General features: G+C 42.9%; 19 protein-coding genes. 2 read left to right on the forward strand and 17 right to left on the reverse strand.

What is annotated here, in order from left to right; all coding sequences use genetic code 11:
* Window positions 1-35: 35 nt before the first annotated feature.
* From ACIQXH_RS14185 to ACIQXH_RS14220, 8 genes are all read right to left on the reverse strand, one after another.
* Window positions 36-641 (reverse strand): thymidine kinase, encoded by a 606-nt coding sequence (locus ACIQXH_RS14185; protein WP_402870289.1) that lies wholly within the window; start codon window positions 639-641, stop codon window positions 36-38.
* A 137-nt stretch (window positions 642-778) separates the two neighbouring features.
* The gene (rpmE, locus tag ACIQXH_RS14190; RefSeq protein ID WP_034315847.1) at window positions 779-979 is read right to left on the reverse strand and encodes a 50S ribosomal protein L31; all 201 of its coding nucleotides are present in this window, start codon (window positions 977-979) and stop codon (window positions 779-781) included.
* 148 nt (window positions 980-1,127) lie between these two features.
* Window positions 1,128-2,417: a transcription termination factor Rho gene (gene rho, locus ACIQXH_RS14195; RefSeq protein ID WP_402870287.1), complete on the reverse strand. Its 1,290-nt coding sequence runs from the start codon at window positions 2,415-2,417 to the stop codon at window positions 1,128-1,130.
* A 314-nt stretch (window positions 2,418-2,731) separates the two neighbouring features.
* On the reverse strand, window positions 2,732-3,694 hold the full coding sequence (glpX, locus tag ACIQXH_RS14200) for a class II fructose-bisphosphatase (protein ID WP_402870284.1): 963 nt from the start codon (window positions 3,692-3,694) through the stop codon (window positions 2,732-2,734).
* A gap of 97 nt (window positions 3,695-3,791) precedes the next feature.
* Complete coding sequence (locus ACIQXH_RS14205; RefSeq protein WP_403124169.1) at window positions 3,792-5,075, reverse strand: UDP-N-acetylglucosamine 1-carboxyvinyltransferase; 1,284 nt, start codon at window positions 5,073-5,075, stop codon at window positions 3,792-3,794.
* A gap of 217 nt (window positions 5,076-5,292) precedes the next feature.
* Entirely contained in the window at window positions 5,293-5,943 is a 651-nt protein-coding gene (gene fsa / locus ACIQXH_RS14210; protein ID WP_402870279.1) for a fructose-6-phosphate aldolase, read from the reverse strand.
* Between the two features lie 147 nt (window positions 5,944-6,090).
* The gene (locus ACIQXH_RS14215; RefSeq protein ID WP_402870278.1) at window positions 6,091-6,948 is read right to left on the reverse strand and encodes a class II fructose-bisphosphate aldolase; all 858 of its coding nucleotides are present in this window, start codon (window positions 6,946-6,948) and stop codon (window positions 6,091-6,093) included.
* Window positions 6,949-7,186: 238 nt separating this feature from the next.
* The gene (locus ACIQXH_RS14220; protein WP_402870275.1) at window positions 7,187-7,558 is read right to left on the reverse strand and encodes a response regulator; all 372 of its coding nucleotides are present in this window, start codon (window positions 7,556-7,558) and stop codon (window positions 7,187-7,189) included.
* 278 nt (window positions 7,559-7,836) lie between these two features.
* Between ACIQXH_RS14220 and ACIQXH_RS14225 the strand changes: the two genes are divergently transcribed.
* Complete coding sequence (locus ACIQXH_RS14225) at window positions 7,837-8,373, forward strand: DUF2529 domain-containing protein (protein WP_403124172.1); 537 nt, start codon at window positions 7,837-7,839, stop codon at window positions 8,371-8,373.
* 55 nt (window positions 8,374-8,428) lie between these two features.
* On the opposite strand, the gene ACIQXH_RS14230 is transcribed toward ACIQXH_RS14225, so the two are convergent.
* The 9 genes from ACIQXH_RS14230 to ACIQXH_RS14270 all read right to left on the reverse strand — a co-directional run bounded on the left by ACIQXH_RS14230 (window position 8,429) and on the right by ACIQXH_RS14270 (window position 22,232).
* Window positions 8,429-10,033 carry a CTP synthase gene (locus ACIQXH_RS14230; RefSeq protein WP_402870269.1) on the reverse strand — a complete coding sequence of 535 codons (1,605 nt, stop codon included), beginning with the start codon at window positions 10,031-10,033 and terminating at the stop codon, window positions 8,429-8,431.
* A 411-nt stretch (window positions 10,034-10,444) separates the two neighbouring features.
* Window positions 10,445-11,017, reverse strand: coding sequence for a DNA-directed RNA polymerase subunit delta (gene rpoE, locus ACIQXH_RS14235; protein WP_402870265.1), 573 nt, complete (start codon window positions 11,015-11,017; stop codon window positions 10,445-10,447).
* 446 nt (window positions 11,018-11,463) lie between these two features.
* A complete protein-coding gene (gene icmF, locus ACIQXH_RS14240) occupies window positions 11,464-14,730 on the reverse strand; it encodes a fused isobutyryl-CoA mutase/GTPase IcmF (RefSeq protein WP_402870262.1) in 3,267 nt (1,088 codons plus the stop codon).
* 11 nt (window positions 14,731-14,741) lie between these two features.
* Window positions 14,742-15,392 carry a TetR/AcrR family transcriptional regulator gene (locus ACIQXH_RS14245; RefSeq protein ID WP_402870260.1) on the reverse strand — a complete coding sequence of 217 codons (651 nt, stop codon included), beginning with the start codon at window positions 15,390-15,392 and terminating at the stop codon, window positions 14,742-14,744.
* A gap of 112 nt (window positions 15,393-15,504) precedes the next feature.
* A complete protein-coding gene (locus ACIQXH_RS14250) occupies window positions 15,505-16,644 on the reverse strand; it encodes an acyl-CoA dehydrogenase (protein WP_402870258.1) in 1,140 nt (379 codons plus the stop codon).
* Between the two features lie 25 nt (window positions 16,645-16,669).
* Entirely contained in the window at window positions 16,670-17,800 is a 1,131-nt protein-coding gene (locus ACIQXH_RS14255; protein WP_402871309.1) for an acyl-CoA dehydrogenase, read from the reverse strand.
* 40 nt (window positions 17,801-17,840) lie between these two features.
* Window positions 17,841-18,692, reverse strand: coding sequence for a 3-hydroxybutyryl-CoA dehydrogenase (locus ACIQXH_RS14260; protein WP_402870256.1), 852 nt, complete (start codon window positions 18,690-18,692; stop codon window positions 17,841-17,843).
* Between the two features lie 29 nt (window positions 18,693-18,721).
* On the reverse strand, window positions 18,722-19,915 hold the full coding sequence (locus ACIQXH_RS14265; RefSeq protein ID WP_402870253.1) for an acetyl-CoA C-acetyltransferase: 1,194 nt from the start codon (window positions 19,913-19,915) through the stop codon (window positions 18,722-18,724).
* Between the two features lie 187 nt (window positions 19,916-20,102).
* On the reverse strand, window positions 20,103-22,232 hold the full coding sequence (locus tag ACIQXH_RS14270; protein WP_402871306.1) for a heterodisulfide reductase-related iron-sulfur binding cluster: 2,130 nt from the start codon (window positions 22,230-22,232) through the stop codon (window positions 20,103-20,105).
* A gap of 307 nt (window positions 22,233-22,539) precedes the next feature.
* On the opposite strand from ACIQXH_RS14270, the gene cls reads away from it, so the two are divergent.
* Window positions 22,540-23,745, forward strand: a complete 1,206-nt coding sequence (gene cls / locus ACIQXH_RS14275; protein ID WP_402990509.1) for a cardiolipin synthase — start codon at window positions 22,540-22,542, stop codon at window positions 23,743-23,745.
* Window positions 23,746-23,756: the final 11 nt, after the last annotated feature.

Genomic DNA, 23,756 nt, shown 5'->3' on the forward strand with positions numbered 1-23,756 from the left:
CCCTAGGATCGGAATCCTAGGACATCGTTTTACATTCATATTTGTTCTTTTACTTCCACCGCTTGTTTACCTGGAACTTCGTGATGATGACGGCAACGGGGCTCATATGACTCCGATGCACCAACAAGAATGATGGGTTCATCATAGGAAGCAGGCGAACCATCAATCAAACGCTGAGTCCTACTCGCAGGTGACCCACATACTTCACATACAGCTTGCAGCTTCGTAACGGATTCAGCAAGTGATAATAAAGTAGGCATGGGGCCGAATGGTTCACCTCTGAAATCTTGGTCCAGTCCAGCCATAATCACTCGATAACCGCTGTCCGCAAGATGCTGGGCAACCCCGATAATTTCAGGATCAAAGAATTGAACTTCATCTATCGCAATAATATCCAAGGGCTGATCCAGATACTTAAATATATCTGTTGAATGGGCAATCGGCTTTGCCATCACGGAGGAACCGTTGTGTGATACGACAGCCTCTTCCGCATAGCGGTTATCTATAGCTGGTTTAAAAACCGCTATACTCTCTTTTGCAAATTGAGCACGGCTGACCCGTTTTATCAATTCCTCAGATTTACCTGAAAACATGCTTCCGCAAATAACCTCGATCCAGCCTGTTTGTTTCATTACATACATGGAAACAGCTACTCCTTCCACCTGTCGATCCCTTGGCCATAATTTTTTTGGACCCGGTTTTATATAAAATCTCATTAATTTTCAGAAAAGAAAAAAACAGGCAAGAAGAATACTTGCCTGTTTTTTGAAAGTCCGGCTTATTTAATACCGTATTTTTTGTTGAAGCGATCAACACGTCCGCCAGCTTCAGCGAATTTTTGACGACCAGTGTAGAATGGATGGCATTCTGAACAAGTCTCAACTTTGATTTCTTCTTTAACTGAACCAGTTTCAAAAGTATTCCCGCAAGAGCAAATTACTTTTGATAGTTTATAATTTGGATGAATTCCAGTTTTCATTCTTTTCAGCTCCTTCTGCCCTGAATCATTCGAAACAGAGTTATATACTTCAAGATGAGGAAAATGCATCCTCACATTTATTGTAAAAACACATGACCTCATTATAGCAATTTAAAACTCGTTGTGCAACATTTTGTTTTCAACCTGTTTAAGAGCGCTTTAAACTCGATGATCCTTTTTTCATTTCAAGCATCTCTTCGTCCAACTTACTGAAAAATTCCTCATTGCTTTTTGTCTGTTTTAGACGGCGAAGGAATTTCTCTGCAAAATCTGGGGAATCGGACATCGTTTTACGAATGGCCCAAAGCTTATCCAAACGGTCTTTCGGAATTAATAATTCTTCTTTACGGGTACCTGAACGGCGAATGTCAATCGCAGGGAAAATGCGTCTTTCAGCAAGGGAGCGGTCTAAGTGAAGCTCCATATTTCCCGTACCTTTAAATTCTTCATAAATAACATCATCCATACGTGATCCAGTATCTACCAAAGCTGTAGCAAGAATCGTTAAGCTACCGCCTTCTTCGATGTTCCTGGCTGCTCCAAAGAAGCGTTTCGGCCGATGGAATGCAGCTGGATCAATCCCACCCGATAACGTTCTACCGCTTGGGGGAATCACTAGGTTATAAGCACGTGCCAAACGAGTAATACTATCCATTAGAATGATGACATCGCGTTTATGCTCAACTAGGCGCATTGCCCGTTCCAATACCAGTTCAGCCACTTTGATATGGTTCTCCGGCACTTCATCGAATGTCGAACTAACGACGTCACCAGCCACTGAACGTTCAATATCCGTTACTTCTTCGGGGCGTTCGTCAATGAGTAAGACAATTAACTCCGCCTCGGGATGATTCGTTGTAATGGCATTGGCCATTTCTTTAATCAACATCGTTTTACCCGCCTTAGGGGGAGCCACGATTAACCCACGTTGGCCAAACCCGACAGGAGCAAGGACATCCATAATTCTTGTTGATAAATTCTTCGTCGTTGTTTCTAATGTAATCTGTCTATTTGGATACAACGGAGTCAACCCAGGGAAATGGACACGTTCCTTAGCAGACTCAGGATTGTCGCCATTAACGGCTTCTACATGTAATAATCCATAATAGCGTTCGTTTTCTTTCGGCGGCCTAACCTTTCCGGATACCTTATCACCATTACGCAAATCAAACCTGCGGATTTGGGAAGCTGAAATATAGATATCCTCCGAGCTTGGAGAGTAATTAATCGGACGCAGGAAACCAAATCCCTCTGAAGGGATAATCTCTAAAACACCTTCCATGAATAGAAGGCCATCTTGTTCGGCTTGAGCTTTCAGGATCGCAAATATAAGTTCTTTTTTCGACAGCTTGCTGTAATAAGAAACTTTATATTCCCGTGCATGCTCATAGAGATCTTTTAATTTCATGTTTTCTAAATTGGAAATCGTTAAATTCATCATGACACCACACTTTTATTAATTAAACGTTTTCACCCATACTGAAAAAGGATTGGTTTGTTAAATGGAAGAGAATCCACAATCCATGTACCTGACCAGAGTTTTCGTAGAAAGGATGATACATTTTACATGTAAAGAAGAAAATTATTTGAAGGCTTCTTGAAGTTTGGAGTGAAAGGGCAGAATTAAATCAATTAGTAGAACAAGCTTTATTTTACTTTTTTTAATTAAATTATTCAACTTAATTTTTTAAAAGAGAAAGCGTGCATGAAACACGCGCGCTTTCCCTCATAACTATTCAAGAGTAAATGGTCTTATCTAATCAAGCCGTTTGGCTTCATTTTCAGAATATGGCGTCCATCGATGAAACGGACCGTTCCTGATTTGGCACGCATGACCACGGATTGTGTCTCGCCATGATGAGCCTTAAATTGTACGCCACGAAGAAGTTCACCATCCGTAACGCCAGTCGCAGCAAAAATCGCGTCATCACCACGGACAAGGTCTTCCATTCTCAAGACTTTACCAAGATCAAGTCCCATTTTCCCACAGCGTTTCACTTCTTCTTCATTTTGAGGAAGAAGCTTACCTTGGATTTCTCCTCCAAGACATTTTAATGCTACAGCTGAAATGACTCCCTCAGGAGCTCCACCAGATCCGAATAGAATATCAACACCTGTATGATCGAAAGCCGTATTAATGGCACCGGCTACATCTCCATCGTTGATCAACTTGATACGGGCACCCGCATCGCGAAGTTCTTCGATGATTTTAGAATGGCGTTTACGGTTCAAGACCGTAGCTACCACGTCTTGAATATCCTTATTTTTCGCTTTGGCAACTGCCTTAAGGTTATCTAATACGGATGCATTGATATCGATCAGGCCTACCGCTTCAGGGCCGACGGCAATTTTATCCATATACATATCAGGAGCATGCAGCAAGTTCCCTTGATCGGCAACAGCCAAAACTGCTAGTGCGTTCCAACCGCCTGAGGCAACGATATTCGTTCCTTCTAAAGGATCGACTGCAACATCCACTAGCGGTCCAAGGCCTGTACCAAGTTTCTCACCGATATAAAGCATGGGTGCTTCGTCCATTTCCCCTTCACCGATAACGACCGTACCTTGCATGGGTATGCTATTAAAAACATCCCTCATCGCCGTTGTTGCCGCATCATCTGCTTCTTCTTTCTTTCCTCTACCCATCCAACGCGCAGATGCAAGAGCAGCCGCTTCCGTTACACGGACAAGCTCCATCGACAAACTTCTTTCCATTTTTCGTTCCCCCTCAATGTGCAAACATGTTTTATTTATATAATAGTATAGCACATTAAAGCATATAACGTAACACAATAAGGCAATAAGAAAGGGATCAGCTTTTCAGCTGCTCCACTTCTTCTTCTGTCATTTTTTCACGCCAGATCGTTGCACCTAAGCCAGAAAGTTTCTCTACAAGATGACTATATCCACGGTCTATATGTTCAAGACCCGTCACTTCCGTTATTCCTTCTGCCATTAAACCTGCAATTACCAAAGCTGCTCCTGCACGCAAATCGCTCGCTTTGACCTTTGCCCCATGAAGTTGGACCGGACCGCTAATGATACCCGTCCTGCCTTCCGCTTTAATCTTTGCATTCATGCGGCGTAATTCGTCTATATGCTTAAAGCGTGCTCCGTAAATCGTGTCAGTCACCATGCTTGAACCGCTTGCTTTTGTTAATAACGACGTAAAAGGCTGCTGTAGGTCAGTCGGGAACCCCGGATAAACCAAGGTCTTTATATCAACAGACTTCAGGACCTGACCAGGAGCCACAAATACTTGATCGTCCCCCGCTTCAATTCCGACGCCCATTTCCCGCATTTTGGACGTGAGTGACTCTAAATGTTGGGGAATGACATTATCGATCAATATGCCCTCACCAACAGCAGCAGCTAGAATCATGAAAGTTCCCGCTTCTATCCGATCGGGGATAATCGTATGTTTGCACCCATGAAGGCTATCCACACCATCAATCCGAATGATATCCGTTCCGGCTCCCTTGATTTTCGCTCCCATATTGGTCAACAAGGTAGCCACATCAATAATTTCTGGCTCTTTTGCGGCATTTTCAATTACGGTCCGCCCTTTAGCCAAGACAGCAGCCAACATGATATTGATCGTTGCCCCGACACTGACTACATCCAAATAGATACGGGCACCACGTAGCTCGTCCGCCCTTAAATAAATGGCGCCTTGTTCATTCGTCACTTGTGCTCCTAGTGCTTCGAACCCTTTAATATGCTGATCGATTGGACGAGGCCCTAAATGACATCCTCCAGGCAGTCCAATTACAGCTTTTTTAAATTTCCCTAGCATCGCACCCATCAAATAATAAGAGGCACGCAATTTTTTCACCTTTCCGTTAGGTAGAGGCATAGAAATCATTTTGCTGGGATCGACAGTCATTTCACCATCGTCAAAAACAACAGTACCGCCAATTTCCTCCATTAATTCTTTTAGCATCTGTACATCAGAGATATCCGGCAGGCCTTCTATCGTGACTGGGGAATCTGCCAAAATCGTTGCAGGAATTAAAGCGACAGCACTGTTTTTCGCACCACTGACCCGAATGGTCCCCTTAAGAGGATAACCACCGGCAATTTTAAGTTTTTCCATAATGAACTCCCTTCCACGCTAAGCACTCAAGAAGCTGTATTTTAAATAAAAGTAATATTTTACCACAAGAAAATTGCGTAATCCGACATCATTCACTATCTAGTTTCTTAGTTTACACAAAAATAGAAAAGTCATGTAGAAAAATGAGAAAAATTTCTAATTTTTTTCTTTTTCATCCAATACTCAGCATTCTTTTGCAACTTAGCGGTAGGATTCATTATGCTTCTGTACGAGAGTTCCAGTCTTTCAAGAATGCTTCGATCCCTTTATCCGTTAAAGGATGGTGGAATAATTGCATTAACACTTTATAAGGAATTGTTGCGATATGAGCTCCGTTTAACGCAGCTTGTGTGATATGCATCGGATGGCGAATTGAAGCCGCGATGATTTCTGATTGGATGCCATGGATTGTAAAGATGTCTGCGATATCGGAGATTAAGTCCAATCCATTTTGACCGATATCATCTAAACGTCCTAAGAATGGAGACACATATGTCGCTCCTGCCCTAGCAGCAAGTAACGCTTGGTTGGCACTGAAAATAAGGGTAACATTCGTTTTAACTCCTTGTTTTGTTAAAGCTGCAACAGCCTTCAAGCCATCCGGTGTCATTGGTACTTTGATTGTGATATTTGGTGCAATGGCAACTAGTTCTTTTGCCTCTGCCATCATTCCTTCAAAATCAAGGGAGATAACTTCCGCAGAGACAGATTCCTTTACAAGGCTTGTAATCTCTTTTAGACGGTCATGAAAAGAAACGCCTTTTTCTCTTGCTACAAGCGATGGGTTGGTCGTAACCCCTCCTAAGACACCAAGTTCGTAAGCTTGTTTAATTTCTTCCATATTAGCTGTATCAATAAAGAATTTCATGAAAAGTTCCTCCATATGTAAATGAATTTTACGTGCTTGTACACTGCATTTTAATGGTTTGATGAACGAAGGGCAATACCGCCTTGTTCCTATGTCGCCATCAGAGAACAAAAAAATCTCTGATGGACAAATTACCTTTTAAAAAAATTAAGCTTTGTTATTGGAACCGAATTCGCGAATTTTACCAATGACCGTTTGTTTGATTGCTTCCCGACCAGGTCCTAAGAATTTGCGTGGATCATATACATCCGCATTACTATTTAAGACTTCTCGAACAGCTTTAGTGAAAACGATTTGGTTTTCCGTATTCACATTTATTTTTGATGTTCCCAGTGAAATGGCTTTTTGGATATCTTTTGTCGGAATACCAGTGCCACCATGAAGAACAAGCGGTTTTTTAGTTAGATCACGAACCTCTTCCATTTCCTTATACCCAAGGTTCGGTTCTCCTTTATATGGACCATGGACAGAACCCAATGCCGGAGCAAAGCAGTCTACATCCGTTTCCTTAACAAGAAGTTCACATTCCTTAGGATCTGCATAAACGACACCATCTGCGATGACGTCATCTTCTTGTCCACCTACTGTTCCTACTTCAGCCTCAACGGACACATTGCGGGCGTGAGCGAATTCCACAACCTTCTTAGTCGTTTCAATGTTCTCTTCAATCGGGTGATGGGAAGCATCGATCATTACTGAAGTGAAACCAGCCTCGATAGCTTCTTTACACTTATCAAAGCTAGAACCATGGTCAAGATGAATGGCCACAGGTACGGTGATTTTCATATCTTCCATTAAACCTTGAACCATCATCACAGTTGTTTTGAATCCACCCATGTGACGGGCAGCCCCTTCAGAAACACCAAGAATGACCGGCGATTTTTCTTCTTCTGAAGCAGCCAGAATAGCTTGCGTCCACTCCAGGTTATTAATGTTAAATTGACCTACTGCATACTTTTCATCAAGAGCTTTATTCAGCATATCTTTCATGGAAACTAAAGGCATTTGATTTCCTCCTAATAATGAATGTATTGTTGAAAGTTGTTTCTATCTAGATATTCCCGAAAACTAAAGCATCATACACATAATAACCAGAATATCTCTACTCGTTTAGCATATCAATACATGAAAAAAACAGCAACAAATTGACCATATCACTTAAGCTTCACACTAAAAAAAACACGGCTATCTTAAAGAAGATGCCGTGACGCTTCTTTATTGAGATAAAGATCCATAAACCTAGTTAACTAGATTGGATGGGTAAATATTCACGGACAGCATTTCTAATATCATCGATGTCAAAAGGCTTTGCAAAATGAGTCATCGCCCCTAAGTCCTTTGCTTCTTGTATCATGTCAAGTTCTCCATACGCCGTCATGATGATGACCCGAATATCGGGATCGACCGCTTTCATCCGCTTCAAGATTTCTATTCCATCCATACCGGGTATCTTCATATCCAACAATACAAGATCAGGTGAATCATTGTTAAGAACTTCTAAAGCCTGAATGCCATTCGCAGCTTGAAACGTTTCATACCCTGCTTTATGTAAGACCTCGTTCAATAAAATCCGAATCCCAAACTGGTCATCGACAATTAATATTTTCCCTGACATTTAGCCACCTCTGTTCTCTATTTGTAATGTGAAAATGAATCAGATAATAGATCCCCCTTATGGGTAATTAATTTGGCTTGCTGCAAAACTTCTTTGGAGTTCTATGTCTCTATGTTCATATTCAATAATTGTAACAAAATTCCTGCAATAAGAGTAAATTGATTTTAATTTTTCGGATGACCTTTCTGACAGATAATGACTCGAATGACTGGAAATCTGTTAAAGAAACAAAAAGTCCTTTATAATAGGGGTACTATTTTTTAAAGGAGTTCCTAAATATGTTGAAGATATTTTCTACACAGTTAAGTGGTGTATTTAAGAAGATCATGGAAAAGGATTCTTTCGAAATGGAGGATGCCGGACGCCTATTAGCTCAGGCCGTGGTCGGAGATGGGTCCGTTTTCATTCATGGATTCGGGGAAATGCAAGGAGTTGTTGTGGAAAGCCTCGAGGGGGAGGAACCTTTTCCAAAAGCTAAAAGATACACAGATGATAGTAGGATTTCCCACGAGGATCGGCTTCTGTTATTCAGTCGTCACTCAGATGATCCAGAAGCCATCAAATTTGCTGAACGACTTCACCAGGAAGGCATACCTTTCGTTGCCGTTTCAACCGTGGTTCCATCCGAAGGAACCACACTGGTGGAGCTTGCGGATGTCCACATTGATTTACGCATCCAACGTGGATTAATCCCGGATGAAACGGGAAATCGTTACGGTTACCCGACTCTCATCGCTGCCCTTTTTGCTTATCATGGGATTAAGTTCACGGTCGAGGAAATCATACAAGAATATGAAGATGAATCCGAAGGTTGACCCGACTTCTAGACCAAAACAAAAAAAACAGCCAAACGGCTGTTTTTTGTTTTTATTATTTTTCGTTATGTTTCAAAGACATACCCACAAAGTCACGGAATAGTGGTTGTGGACGGTTTGGACGTGATATGAATTCCGGATGGAATTGTGATGCCACGAACCAAGGGTGATCTTGCAATTCTACGATTTCCACTAAACGGCCATCTGGGCTTGTACCAGAGAAGACGAATCCTGCCTCTTCCATGGCTTGGCGATAATGGTTGTTGAATTCATAGCGATGGCGGTGACGTTCATATACGACTTCATCGTTATATGCCTCATATGCTTTTGTACCTTCGATAAGCTTACATGGATATAGACCAAGACGTAACGTACCACCCAAGTCTTCCACATCTTTCTGTTCTGGTAGAAGGTCAATGATTGGGTCTGGTGTATCTGCATTGATTTCTGCTGAATGCGCTTCAGACAAACCTAGAACATTGCGTGCAAATTCGATGGATGCCAATTGCATACCCAAGCAAATACCGAAGAACGGCGTTTTCGTTGTACGTGCATATTCGATTGCTGCGATTTTTCCTTCGATTCCACGATCTCCAAATCCACCAGGGACAAGGATTCCATCTGCATCTTTAAGCAATTCAGCAACATTTTCTTTCGATACATCTTCGGAATTGATCCAATCCACTTCAACGTCCGCATCAAATGCGTATCCTGCATGTTTAAGTGCTTCGACAACAGAAAGGTATGCATCTTGCAATTCAACATATTTACCAACAAGGGCAATTTTCGTTTTCTTCGTCAAAGAAGTAACTTTTTTAACAAGTTCTTTCCAATCTTCCATTTCTGCCACTCCACAATCTAGTTGTAGGTGGTCACACACAATCTGATCCATATTTTGCGCTTGAAGGGCAAGCGGGATTGAATAAAGTGTATCCGCATCAAGACACTCGATTACTGAATCTTTATCGATATCGCAGAATAAAGCGATCTTATCCTTCATATCTTGTGATATCGGTCTTTCAGTACGTGCTACGATGATATTCGGTTGAATACCAAGACTGCGTAATTCCTTAACACTATGCTGTGTTGGTTTTGTTTTCATTTCACCGGCAGCTTTAATGTAAGGAACAAGAGTACAGTGAATATACATGACGTTATTGATTCCAATGTCACTTTTGATTTGACGAATGGCTTCAAGGAATGGAAGAGATTCGATATCGCCGACTGTTCCACCGATTTCAGTGATTACGATATCCGCATTCGTTTCGTTTCCTGAACGGAAAACCCGTTCTTTGATTTCATTGGTAATATGAGGGATAACTTGAACAGTTCCGCCTAAGTAGTCTCCGCGACGTTCTTTTCGTAAAACGGTTGAATAAATTTTACCTGTTGTCACATTGCTGTGTTTACCAAGATTGATGTCGATAAAACGCTCATAGTGACCTAAGTCCAAATCCGTTTCGGCGCCATCATCCGTTACGAACACTTCACCATGTTGGTATGGGCTCATTGTTCCTGGATCCAAGTTGATATATGGGTCGAATTTTTGAATTGTTACATTTAACCCTCTATTTTTTAAAAGTCTTCCTAGAGAAGCTGCTGTTATCCCTTTTCCCAAAGAGGAAACTACTCCACCCGTTACAAAAATATATTTAGTCATCTCATATCCTCCTATGAATGTTTTCATCAACTGCCGTTCTCTTGATTCCATTGAACCTTCTGCCTTTGTTTATTCCGGCAGATATAGACGAACAAACCAGGTCTTACAATCTTATCTCTTAGAAGTAACCAAGAATTCGGACGGTAAGATGGGGTATGCCTGGCATGCCAATTAGATAAGTTCCCTGTGTTTAACATGAACTTTTTACTGATATCTATAGTTTTTACCACTTTACGCGTATTCATTGTAAAAATAAAAAAATGATGTCATTTTAACATTCCATCATCAAAAACAAAAACGCTCCTCTTACAAAAAAGTAAGGGAGCGATATAATTTTAAGATTGTGTCCTTTTTTAAGGAGCCCAAAAATGATTCTACAAATTTCGCCTTAAAAAGTCAAGGGGCGATTATTTATTTCTCTTTTTCGTCGTCTTCTTCATCTTCGTCTTCATCTTCGTCGATTTCGAAAACTTCATCTTCAATAATTTCCTCTTCTAAATCGTCGTCATCATCCACGTCGTCTTCTAAAAGTACTTCGTCGATAACTGCGCCGCCTAAGATTTCATCATCGTCGTCATCGTCATCATCTTCATCCAAGTCATCAATATCTTCCTCGAAATCTAGATCTTCGTCTTCAATATCATCGAAGTCTTCAACGACCACTGCAGCTTTCTTCGCTTTCTTTTTCTTCTTCACTTTTACAACGTGCACAACTTCTTCTTCAATTTGGTCAACCGGGTACCAAGTTTTCAATCCCCAACGGTTTTCCCCAAGTGAAGTAAATCGGCCATCTACATTCAAATCCGTATAGAACTGGGCAATTCTCTTTGCCACTTCCGCTTTTGATAAATGCTGAAGTGAAGCTATTTCACTCATTAAGTCTTTAAATAGAATGGGTTCGTTTTTTTCAACCAACACTTCATATGCGATTTCTATCAAGGACATTTCCATAATTTGCTCTTTCGAGTATTTTTTCAAACTCAAGTTCCGCACTTCCCTTCTCTATTCGAACACGACTAGTCATGTTTTTTCACATAAAAAAATAATCTAAAACAGTATTTCGGTAAAATAACGACAATTCCTGCTAGACATATTATCCATTATAAACAATCTAAATGGGTTTATGCTAGTTCTATCTGATACTTTCACAGATTTTCCCTACTGGCTTATAAAAACTAAATCTATTTCAAGGAAGGTATAAGGGAAAAAGCACCCACAAATAACGTTAAAAAAGATTTGAGATTGATGTGCGAATTAATCCTTATTTTTTAACATCAGTATCTTCGAGTTGATTCTACCAATCACAGATAGGGGTGAATCATCATCTTTGCCCCTTTTCAAGGAATTTATAAGGTAAATGTTTCATTTTCCGAAAAATGATGAAAATTGGTTCTGAAAAAGGAGCATCCCTTAAGGATACCCCTTCCCTTTTACATATTTCTTCTGTATTGTCCGCCAACCTCATATAATGCACTTGTTATCTGACCCAAGCTCGCGACTTGCACGCACGCCATCAGTTCGGCAAAAATATTTCCCCCGTTCATTGCCGTGTCCTTTAATCGGTTCAAGGCTTCCTCAACACTTTCCTTGTTTTCTTCCTGGAATGCACGAAGATTCGCGATTTGCCCTTCTTTTTCCTCTTTTGTAGCTCGGGCAACTTCCATGCTGTTCACAGCTTCTTCTGTTGGGGGATTCGGATTCAAATACGTATTCACCCCAATGATTGGGAGTTCCCCTGTATGTTTTTTCATTTCATAATGCATGGATTCATCCTGAATCTTCCCTCGTTGATACTGGGTTTCCATGGCGCCCAACACACCGCCTCTATCATTAATGCTATCGAACTCCCTCAAGACGGCTTCCTCGACTAGTTCAGTCAACTCTTCAATAATGAAGGCACCTTGCATCGGATTTTCATTCTTGGATAGTCCATGTTCTTTCGTGATGATCATCTGAATGGCCATGGCACGGCGTACAGACTCTTCTGTAGGCGTAGTGATGGCTTCGTCGTATGCATTGGTATGAAGCGAGTTGCAATTATCTTGCAGGGCCATTAAGGCCTGTAGAGTTGTCCGTATATCATTGAAGTCGATTTCCTGTGCATGCAGGGAACGTCCCGATGTCTGGATGTGGTATTTTAGCTTCTGGCTGCGTTCATTGGCACCATATTTATCACGCATGACTGTCGCCCATATTCGTCTCGCGACCCTTCCGATAACAGTGTATTCCGGGTCAAGGCCGTTGGAAAAGAAAAATGACAGATTTGGAGCAAAGTCATTGATATCCATGCCGCGGCTTAAGTAATATTCGACATACGTAAAGCCATTCGCCAAAGTGAAGGCCAATTGGGAAATAGGATTGGCTCCCGCTTCTGCGATATGATAGCCGGAAATCGAAACCGAGTAATAATTCCGGACCTTTTTATCTATGAAATATGCTTGGATGTCCCCCATCAGCCTTAAGGCAAATTCAGTAGAGAAGATGCAGGTATTTTGCCCTTGATCTTCTTTGAGAATATCAGCCTGAACTGTCCCACGGACCGTTTGAAGCGTATAATCCTGAACTTGTTCATATTCTTCCTTTGTGAGCGAACGGCCTAATTCCCCTTCTTTCAGGCGAACTTGCTGTTCGATTGCCGTGTTCATGTACATGGCCAAGATAATGGGCGCAGGGCCATTGATCGTCATGGACACCGAGGTGGATGGGGCGCATAAATCAAAGCCGGCATACAATTTCCTCATATCATCCAACGTGCAGATGTTGACGCCACTTTCTCCTACCTTCCCGTAAATATCCGGCCGGTAATCAGGGTCTTCCCCATATAACGTAACCGAATCAAAGGCGGTGCTAAGGCGTTTTGCATCATCATCTTTAGATAGGTAATGAAAACGGCGGTTCGTTCTATCCGGTGACCCTTCGCCGGCAAACTGGCGCTTGGGATCCTCCCCCTCGCGTTTGAATGGGAAAACTCCGGCCGTATACGGGAAATGGCCAGGTACATTTTCTCGATAGACCCACCCTAGTATCTCCCCATAGTCTTCGTATTTAGGAAGGGAAACCCTTGGGATCATTAACCCGGACAAACTTTTCGTCTTTAGATTTGTGACGATTTCCTTATCCCTGATTTTCGTGACAAGCTGTGTGGCCGAATATTTCTCTTTTAACTCGTTCCAGCCAGTCAGGATGGCTTTCGATTCGGCCGATAACTTGGAAACGGTTTCTTTTTTCGATGCCTCAAGTGACTCCATGACAGCTTCCTCACACCCATTTTCCTTGACCGCCACTATCGCCCCTTCCAGCTGGAACAATCTTCTTGCCAGTTTGACTTGTTCACGGGCCTTCTTATGATAATTCCGGACCGTCTCACTGATTTCACGTAAGTAGTACCGCCGGTCAGTTGGAATGATGACATTCTGCTTGTAGACATCCGCTTCTTTTGAAAAAGTCGTGCTCCAATTCGTCCCGGCCTTTTCATTTAACTTTTCGATAAGAACGGCGAATAAAGCATTCGTGCCTGGGTCATTGAATTGCGAAGCGATGGTGCCATATACAGGCATTTCGGAAGTGTCTCGATCAAATAAAGTGTGGCTTCTTTGATACTGTTTCTGAACCTGATTTTTAGCATCTTCAGACCCTTTACGCTCATATTTATTGATGACGATCAAATCGGCATAATCGATCATGTCAATTTTCTCAAGCTGTGAAGGGGCTCCGAATTCACTTGTCATGACATACATGGACACATCGCAAATCTCGGTAATGCCCGCATCTCCCTGGCCGATTCCACTCGTTTCTACGACGATTAAATCAAAGCCTGCCGCCTTGACCACTGAAATGGCATCTTGAATGGCGAGTGAGAGCTCACTTTTTGAATGGCGAGTCGCCAAGCTTCGCATATAGACTCGATTGGAAAAAATGGCGTTCATTCGGATCCGGTCACCAAGCAACGCCCCGCCAGTTTTTTGTTTTGTCGGATCGACAGAAAGGATCGCCACATTCTTCTCCGGAATTTCATTGAGGAAACGTCGGATCAACTCATCAGTCAGTGAGCTTTTCCCAGCTCCTCCCGTTCCTGTAATGCCGAGCACCGGCACCTGTTTTTCTGATGTCTTGACCTGTTCAAGGAGACTTTCTACTGTTGCGGCTGATTCCTGGGCGGCGTCGAGCCTATTTTCTGCACAGGTGATATATTGGGCAACCGCACTCGTTTCTCCTGCAATCAGTTCATCAAAACGGTCCTGCAAGGATGGCTTTACTGTCGAGAAGTCACACTCTGCCATCAAAACGTTGATCATTCCCTGTAGCCCATACTCGCGGCCCTCATCAGGAGAGAAGATACGGGCAATCCCATATTCATGGAGTTCCTGAATCTCCCTTGGTAAGATGACACCGCCGCCACCAGCGAATATTCGAATGTGTTCGGCTCCCTTTTCTTTCAATAAGTCATACATATATTTAAAGTATTCCACGTGCCCACCTTGGTAGGATGACATCGCGATACCCTGGACATCCTCTTGAATCGCTGCATTCACGATTTCCTCGACCGAGCGGTTATGGCCTAGATGAATGACTTCCGCCCCGCTTGCCTGAAGAATCCTTCTCATAATGTTAATGGATGCATCATGGCCATCGAATAAACTCGAAGCCGTCACGAACCGAATATGGTTTTTAGGTTGATACACTTCAATTGTACTCATTTGACTCCTCCTTATTGAAATGAATTGATATCAGCATGTTTCTGAATCGATACACTATGGGTCAATAATTCTGTTTGGATTTCAACATACTCTTGAAGCGTGAATTTTTTGTGTAAAGCCCATCTTCTAAAACTCCACATCTGTCCCTGAACGAAAATGTTATGGGAGACGAGGCTGATCTGTTGCTTCGTCAAGTGAAGCTCCCCGTTCTTGACACAATTGGTGATGACCTTTTCGAACATGCCCACCATTTCGATTTCCTTGTTTAAAACGTATGGTAAGGCATCCTTGGTCAAGGCTTTCACCTCTTGATACATGACCAATACTTCATCCTGCATCTCATCCATTACCTGATAAAAATAGGCGATCGTCAGTTTCAGGCTATCTAGCGTCCCATCACTCTGTTCGATTTCCCTCTGAAGTTTCTCCCGGACCTCATCATAAATAAAGTCACAGACGAGATATAAAATGTCTTCCTTCGTCCGGATATACTCGTATAACGTACCTATACTAAAACCGGATGCTTTAGCAATCTCCCTTGTTGTCGTCCGGTGAAACCCCTTCTCTTTAAATAGGTTAACGGCACCTTTAATCATCTGCTTACGCCTTTTCTCGATCAGCCTCTCATCCTTGACAGATGCTTGAACTTCTCTTTTTTCCATTTCTTAAACCCCTTTTAGAAAGCTCACCCTTCACCTTCAGGGAGCCTTTCAGAAAAATGAAAAGGGTATTCCGGGAGGCGGAAGGGCCTCTCCGGAAAACCTGGTTTCGACTCTATTTAGTTATCATCCTTGAGATGACCAGTTTTTGAATTTCCTGTGTTCCCTCATAAATTTGGGTGATCTTTGCATCACGCATAAAGCGTTCAACCGGGTAATCTTTTGTATATCCATACCCGCCAAACACTTGAACAGCCTCCGTTGTTACTTTCATGGCTGTGTCCCCGGCAAAAAGTTTCGACATGGCGGATTCCTTTCCATAAGGGAGGCCCACTGACTCCAGCCAAGCCGCTTGATACGTTAAGAGTCGCGAAGCCTCGACACCTGTCGCCATATCCGCCAATTTAAAACCGATTCCCTGCTGTGCGGAAATAGGTTTTCCAAACTGGACGCGTTCTTTTGCATAACCAACCGCCGCATCCAAGGCTCCTTGGGCAATACCGACTGCCTGAGCGGCAATTCCGTTACGTCCGCCATCAAGAGTCATCATCGCGATTTTGAACCCTTCGCCTTCTTTTCCCAAAAGATTTTCTTTTGGTACACGGCATTCATCAAAAATGATTTCAGTTGTCGGTGAAGAACGAATTCCGAGTTTTTTCTCTTTTTTACCTACACTGAAGCCTGGGAAATCCTTCTCGACAATAAAGGCACTTGTTCCTTTTTGTTTAGACTCCGGATCTGTCAATGCAAATACTACATACGTATCGGCGATACCACCGTTCGTGATGAATATCTTCGAACCATTGATGACGTATTCATCTCCTACAAGCTTGGCAGTTGTTCTCATGCCACCGGCATCAGACCCTGAGCTTGGTTCCGTCAAACCATATGCACCGATTTTTTCACCTTGAGCCATCGGGCGAAGGTATTTTTGTTTCTGTTCTTCCGAACCAAATTTATAGATCGGCCAACCAGCAAGGGATGTATGGGCCGAAAGTGTAACCCCTGTAGAGGCACATACACGGGATAGTTCTTCGATTGCGATACAATACGCAAGATAATCGCTTCCGATGCCACCGTATTCTTCTGGCCATGGAATTCCGGTCAGTCCAAGTTCAGCCATTTTATCAAAAATCTCACGGTCAAACCGTTCTTCTTCATCTCTTTCGGCTGCTGTTGGAGCCACTTCATTTTCAGCGAAATCACGCACCATTTTCCTGATCATTTCATGTTCTTCCGTTAATTTAAATTGCATATCCATGTCCCCCATCTTCTTGGTTTTAGAGATGTTTATTAATGACGATCCTTTGTATCTCACTGGTTCCTTCATAAATTTCCGTCACCTTGGCATCCCGGAAGTAACGTTCGACCGGGTATTCCGTTGTATACCCGTACCCTCCGTATACCTGAATGGCCTCAGTTGTCACTTCTACAGCCGTCTTCGATGAAAACAACTTTGCCATCGATGCCTCCTTGCCACAAGGTAACCCAAGCGACTGAAGATAGGTCGCTTGATAGACTAATAACCTGGAAGCCTCGATGTTCGTGGCCATTTCGGCCAATTTGAAACCGATGCCTTGCTGCATGGCAATCGGTCTGCCGAATTGCACCCTGCTCTTTGCATACTCGACAGCATGTTTCATGGCGCCTTCTGCAATACCGAGGGCTTGAGAAGCAATGCCTATTCTTCCAACGTTCAGGTTGGCCATTGCAATTTTGAACCCTTCACCCTCGTTACCAAGGAGATTCTCAGCTGGTATTCTCATATCTTCAAAGGTTACCTGTACCGTACTGGAACCATGAAGTCCCATTTTCCGCTCATTTTTCCCGAAAATAAGGCCAGGTGTTCCTCTTTCTACGATAAAGGCAGAAATGCCCTTGCTTTTCTTACTCGGATCACTGGAAGCGAATACAATGTAAACATCTGCCTCCGCTCCATTTGTGATGAATACCTTTGAACCGTTCAGCCGGTAGGTGTCGCCTTCCTTTACGGCTTTTGTTTTCAAACTCGCAGCATCGGATCCTGAACTTTGTTCCGTCAAACAGAAGGCACCTAAGTATTCACCTGCAGCAAGCTTCGGGACAAACCTCTCTTTCTGTTCTTCCGTTCCGAAGTAAACGATTGGATTCGTGCCAACGGAAGTATGGACCGAAAGTATGACACCCAGAGTCGGGCTCACTTTAGAAATTTCATTGATGGCAATGATATAAGACATGAAATCCATCCCTGCTCCACCATATTGCTCTGGGATCGGGATACCCATCAGTCCAAGTTCACCCATTTTACGGAGGATCTTTTTGGGAAACTCCCCTCTTTCCATCGATTCTATATGGGGCTCTATCTCCTTTTCGGCAAAATCACGGACCATCTTGCGCATCATTTCCTGCTCTTCTGTGAATTGGAAATCCATCCCTACATTCCTCCCCTGATGCCCTTGCTCTACCTGAAGACTAACTGTATTCATAAAAACCACGTCCTGACTTCTTACCAAGCCAACCTGCTTTTACATATTTCCTCAATAACGGACATGGACGGTATTTGTCGTCCCCTAACCCATCATGGAGGGTTTCCATTATGTATAAACATGTATCCAGGCCAATGAAGTCCGCGAGTGTAAGTGGTCCCATGGGATGATTCATGCCTAACTTCATGACGTCATCGATCGCCTCTTTGGTTGCTACACCCTCGTATAGGGTATAAACCGCCTCATTGATCATTGGCATCAGTATCCGGTTCGCAACGAATCCAGGAAAATCATTCACTTCGACCGGGACCTTACTTAAGGACTTTGCCATTTCCTCAATTTCTTCATATACGTCGTCTGCTGTAGCAAGACCACGGATGATCTCGACCAGCTTCATGACCGGAACCGGATTCATGAAATGCATGCCGATCACCTTCTCCGGCCTTTTTGTCGCAGCAGCTATTTCCGTAATGGGAAGCGATGACGTATTGGTCGCCAGTATGACATGCTTCGGGGCGATTTCATCCAATTGGGCAAAAAGCTTCGTTTTGATTTCCATATTTTCAATGGCTGCTTCAATGACCAAATCCACATCTTTCGCTTGATTCAAATCCGTTGATGCTGTCAACCGGGATAACGTTGCCTCTTTATCTTCAGCAGGCAGTTTTCCTTTTTCTACTTGTCGGGAAAGGTTCTTGGTAATCGTACCTAATCCCTTTTCTACATATTCTTCTTTCAAGTCATGCAATAGAACATCATAGCCGCTCATTGCGCATACCTGGGCAATACCAGAACCCATTTGCCCTGCACCAATGACCATAACCTTTTGAATGCCCATCCAAAATCCCTCCTTAGTTATCTAGCAATCTATTTTCCCTGCGTTGGCACTTCTATTAAAATGGCATCTCCCTGACCGCCGCCACTGCAAATGGCTGCAATGCCCAATCCGCCGCCGCGACGTTTCAATTCATGCATAAGCGTGATGATGATGCGGGCTCCACTAGCCCCAATCGGATGTCCCAATGCTACGGCACCACCGTTTACATTTACTTTTTCAGGATTGACATTCGCAATCTTCCCACTGGCTAGGGCGACAGCGGCAAAGGCTTCATTGATTTCAAATAAATCTATGTCCTCGATGGATTTACCGGACTTTTTCAAGAGTTCATTGATGACCAAACCAGGTGTTTTGGGAAAGTCTTTGGCTTCCACAGCCACTTCTGCATGGCTCAAAATATAGGCAAAAGGCGTTACCCCTTCTTTTTCTGCACGTTCTTCACTCATTAAGACAAGGGCTCCCGCTCCGTCATTGACCCCTGGGGCATTTCCAGCCGTGATGGTCCCTTCGTTATTAAAGGCCGGACCTAATTTGGCCAGCTTCTCGGCTGATGTATCTTTTCTTGGGCCTTCATCATGCTCAATCGTCATAGGCGTTCCTTTTCTTACCGGAACCTCTACGGCAATGATCTCTTCAGCCAAAATTCCGGCATCGATTGCCTTAATGGCCTTTTGGTGACTTTCATAAGCCCAGCTATCCTGCTGCTCACGCGTAAGCTCCAGTTCTGCAGCTGTACTGTTTCCATACGTCCCCATATGTACGCCTGTAAAGCTACAGCTAAGGCCATCCGAGATCATCGTATCCTTCAGCTGACCATCGCCCATCCGTAGTCCCCATCTCGCTTTCGGGAGAATGTATGGTGCGTTGCTCATCGATTCCATTCCACCAGCAACGATGATTTCTTCCTCCCCTAAGCGAATAATCTGATCTGCCAATGTCACGCTTCGAAGACCTGAGGCGCAAACTTTGTTTATCGTTTCCGTTTTCACTTCCCAAGGTAACCCTGCATTACGTGCTGCTTGCCGAGAAGGGATCTGCCCTTGCCCCGCTTGGAGCACATTCCCCATAATGACCTCGCCTACCTTGCTTCCATCAATCCCTGCCCGTTCAACCGCTTCTTTGATTGCTATTCCACCAAGCTGTGAGGCTGTCAAACTGCTGAGGCCCCCGCCGAACTTACCAAAAGGTGTTCTCACACCGCTAATGATCACTGTTTTCGTCATTATTCATTTCCTCCTCAGGTAAATTGATTGAACGCTCGCTCGATGTCCGTATAAAAAAAATTTGAAAGCGCTTAATTCCATTTTACATATTTTTTACAAAAATTAAAATATTTAGTTTATATAAAAGAGAAATTGCCTGCTTCTAGTGAATGTATTCATTTAAAAGAAGCAGGCAATTCTATTTAACTTAAGACGCTACTGGCTTACTATCTCCCAGGATTGCCTTTTCGAGTAATTCGGCAACATCATACGTTTTCACATTCTCTTCAACTTCTTTTGCCTTCGTCCCGTCCGACAACATCGTCAAACAGTATGGGCAACCTGAGCTAATAACAGTTGGGTTTACTGCAAGAGCTTGTTCGGTACGGGAAACGTTAATTCGGTTACCCGTTTCCTCTTCCATCCACATCAAGCCGCCCCCAGCTCCACAGCACATTCCTTTCTCACGGTTACGTTCCATCTCGACAAGTTTGACGCCTTCAATGGATTGCAAGATTTCACGTGGTGGGCTGTATACATCGTTATATCTTCCCAAGTAACAGGAGTCATGGAAGGTAATCGTTTCATTGACCGGGAATTGCGGTACCAGTCTTCCTTCCTTAACAAGCTGAGCAAGTAATTCCGTGTGATGGTACACTTCCGCTTCCAGTCCAAAGTCCGGATATTCATTCTTGAAGATATTATATGCATGCGGATCGATGGTCACGATTTTTTGGATATCGTTTTTCTGGAATTCTTCGATATTTTTCATGGCCAGTTCTTGGAAAACAAACTCATTTCCTAGACGGCGAGGAGTATCGCCCGAATTTTTCTCCTTATTTCCTAAGATGGCAAATTTGACGCCAGCTTCATTCATTAATTTAGCAAAAGAAAGGGCGATTTTTTGGCTTCGGTTATCATACGACCCCATCGAGCCTACCCAGAATAAATATTCAAATTCCTCATCCGCTTTTTTCATTTCCTTGACGGTTGGGATGACAACGTCGTCACGTAAACCTATCCAGTCTTCTCTTTCTTTACGGTTCAATCCCCAAGGATTCCCTTGGCGTTCGATGTTTGTCATCGCACGTTGGGCATCGGGATCCAAACGACCTTCCGTCAGCACCAAGTAACGGCGCATATCAATGATTTTATCAACATGTTCATTCATGACCGGACATTGATCTTCACAGTTCCGGCACGTTGTACATGCCCATAGTTCCTCTTCCGTGATGACTTCCCCAATAAGGCTAGCGCTATAGGCCTCGGTTGCTGCTGCAGACTCCTGCGCCCCCTGCCCCGCACTCGCTAAAGCGATTTGGTTGCCCTTTGTATTTCCAAATACGAAAGACGGAACCCAAGGTTGCTTAGTCGTAACGGCTGCCCCTGTATTCGTTAAGTGATCACGCATTTTGATAATGATATCCATCGGCGATAGCATTTTTCCCGTACCTGTGGCCGGACACATATTCGTACAGCGACCACACTCTACGCAGGCATATAGGTCAATCATTTGATATTGCGTTAAGTCTTCGATATATTTGGCACCATAATATTGATTTCCTTCTTTATCCAAAATCTCTTCCTCTAAATCCACCGGCTTCAGCTTACCCGGGTTATCCAAACGATTCAGGAATACATTAACGGGTCCAGCAATTAAATGAGCGTGCTTGGACTGCGGGATATAGACAAGGAACGATAATATGATGATCAAATGCAACCACCAAGCTACGTAAAACACGACAGTCGCTGCGGTCGGTCCCATCCAGTTGAATAAAAACGCAATGCTGGATGCTACGGGTTCTGACCACGTTGCATCATGACCGTGCCAGATCATTCCCATTCCATTACCTGTTAATACGGTAACCATGATTCCGGTAATGAAAATGACGACCAACCCTGCTTTAAAATCTCTTTTCAATCGAACAAGCTTCTCTACATAACGGCGGTATGCTGCCCATAAGATTGCAACAAGAACCGTGAGCGTCACGACTTCCTGAAAGAAAGTGAACGCCGGGTATACCGGACCAAATGGTAAATGCCATCCTGGCTTTAATCCTTTGATAAAAAAGTCAATGGCTCCAAATTGTACTAAGATGAAACCATAAAATAACATGGAGTGTATGATCCCGCTCTTCTTGTCTTTAAAGAGCTTCTTTTGTCCGAATACATAAACCCCAATTTTAACCAGCCGTTCTTTGACGCGATTATCGAATTCCACCTTTTTGCCAAGCTTTATATAGGCCATTCGAGTCCTGATTAAATAGACAAATAATCCAGCAGCGTAAGCGGTTACAAGTAAAAATGCAATTAAGTTAATCCACAGCAGGCCATTCATTTCCATTGCATGCGTTCCCCCTTTTATATATTCGTGAATCGTGTAAAAATGCCAGATCACCACTTTAAAATTATAGAAAAAATGGCATTTTCCTGAAATTTGATTATCTCCATTATATAATGAATGAGCATTCAGTCAACTTTTTTCTTTGTAAATATTGTTATTTTTCTACACCCACTAGTAAAGTTCGACAATTCCGTCAATTACCCTTCTTATTTTTTAAAAAAATCCACTTTCTCTTGTACTTAATTAATGGTTACAAATAGGTTGTTTGAGTCAAACTAACTTAAACCATTAAGGGGGGATCGTGTTGAAGGTGTTCGTTACGTTTTTTTCTATATTAATGTTGATCCTCACTTGGTGCTGGGTTGATTTCAAATTAGGCTATAAGCAGCAGGTAAAGCGGGCAACGAACATCACTTTCCCGCCCCGTAAAAGTGAAATGACCGTCTTTACATCAGGGAAAATCCTATTCGAAGATTTCCTGAAAGAAATTGAACGGGCCCAGGAGTCCATACATATTCTTTTTTATATCGTGAAAGAGGATCAATTTAGCAATGACTTTTTGAAGTTGCTTCAAAAAAAGGCAGAATCGGGTGTGGAGGTAAGGCTGTTGGTAGATAGGGTCGGAGGTAAAAAAATGTCCCGGCAGTCCATTCAAGAATTAAAGAAAAGCAATGTTCACTTTTCATATAGCTTTAAACCGAAGACCCCTTTCCTTTTCTATTCCACGCAAAGAAGAAATCACCGGAAAATCACCGTAATTGACGGAAGGATTGGGTATCTGGGCGGTTTTAATATTGGGAAGGAATATATTAATCAAGGAGAAAAGCTAAACCCTTGGCGTGATTACCACCTGAAAATCACGGGGGAAGGAGTGAAGGATTTACAGGAAGTTTTCCTTTCTGATTGGTTTTATGATACAAAAGAAGATTTCAGGGGGACTCCCGCCTATTTTCCTGAATTAGTTCCTGGCTCACAAGCTCAACAGTTCATCGTGACTAATGGAAGCGACCTTGAACAAACTCTGATAAACCTGATTCAAAAAGCTGATACGGAAATTATTATTGGGACACCCTACTTCATCCCAAGCCATAAATTGTTTGAAGCATTAAGGGAAGCCCTTTCCAGAAAGGTAGCGGTCACCGTCATCGTTCCGGACGTTTCGGACCATGCCCTAGTTAAAGAGGCATCATTCCGCTACTTTAGAATTTTATTAAGAGAAGGCGCCTCCATCATGCAATTTCAGAGAGGGTTCTACCATTCTAAAGTGATATTGATCGATGATATTATGTGTGATATCGGTACGGCAAATTTTGATAAACGGAGTTTATTCCTGAATAGCGAAATCAATTGTTTAATATATGACCGCCGCTGCATAGAAGATGTGAAGGATGAATTGGCGATCGACATTGCTGAATCTAACCCAATAGCGGAAAAGACACTCTCCTCCCCTAATATCTTACGTTCAGTAAAAGAATCACTAGCTGCCATCCTTTCCCCTTTTCTTTAAAAATCGGGTAA

It is taken from the genome of Peribacillus sp. NPDC097225 (genome assembly GCF_044761955.1).
Classification (GTDB): Bacteria; Bacillota; Bacilli; order Bacillales; family DSM-1321; genus Peribacillus.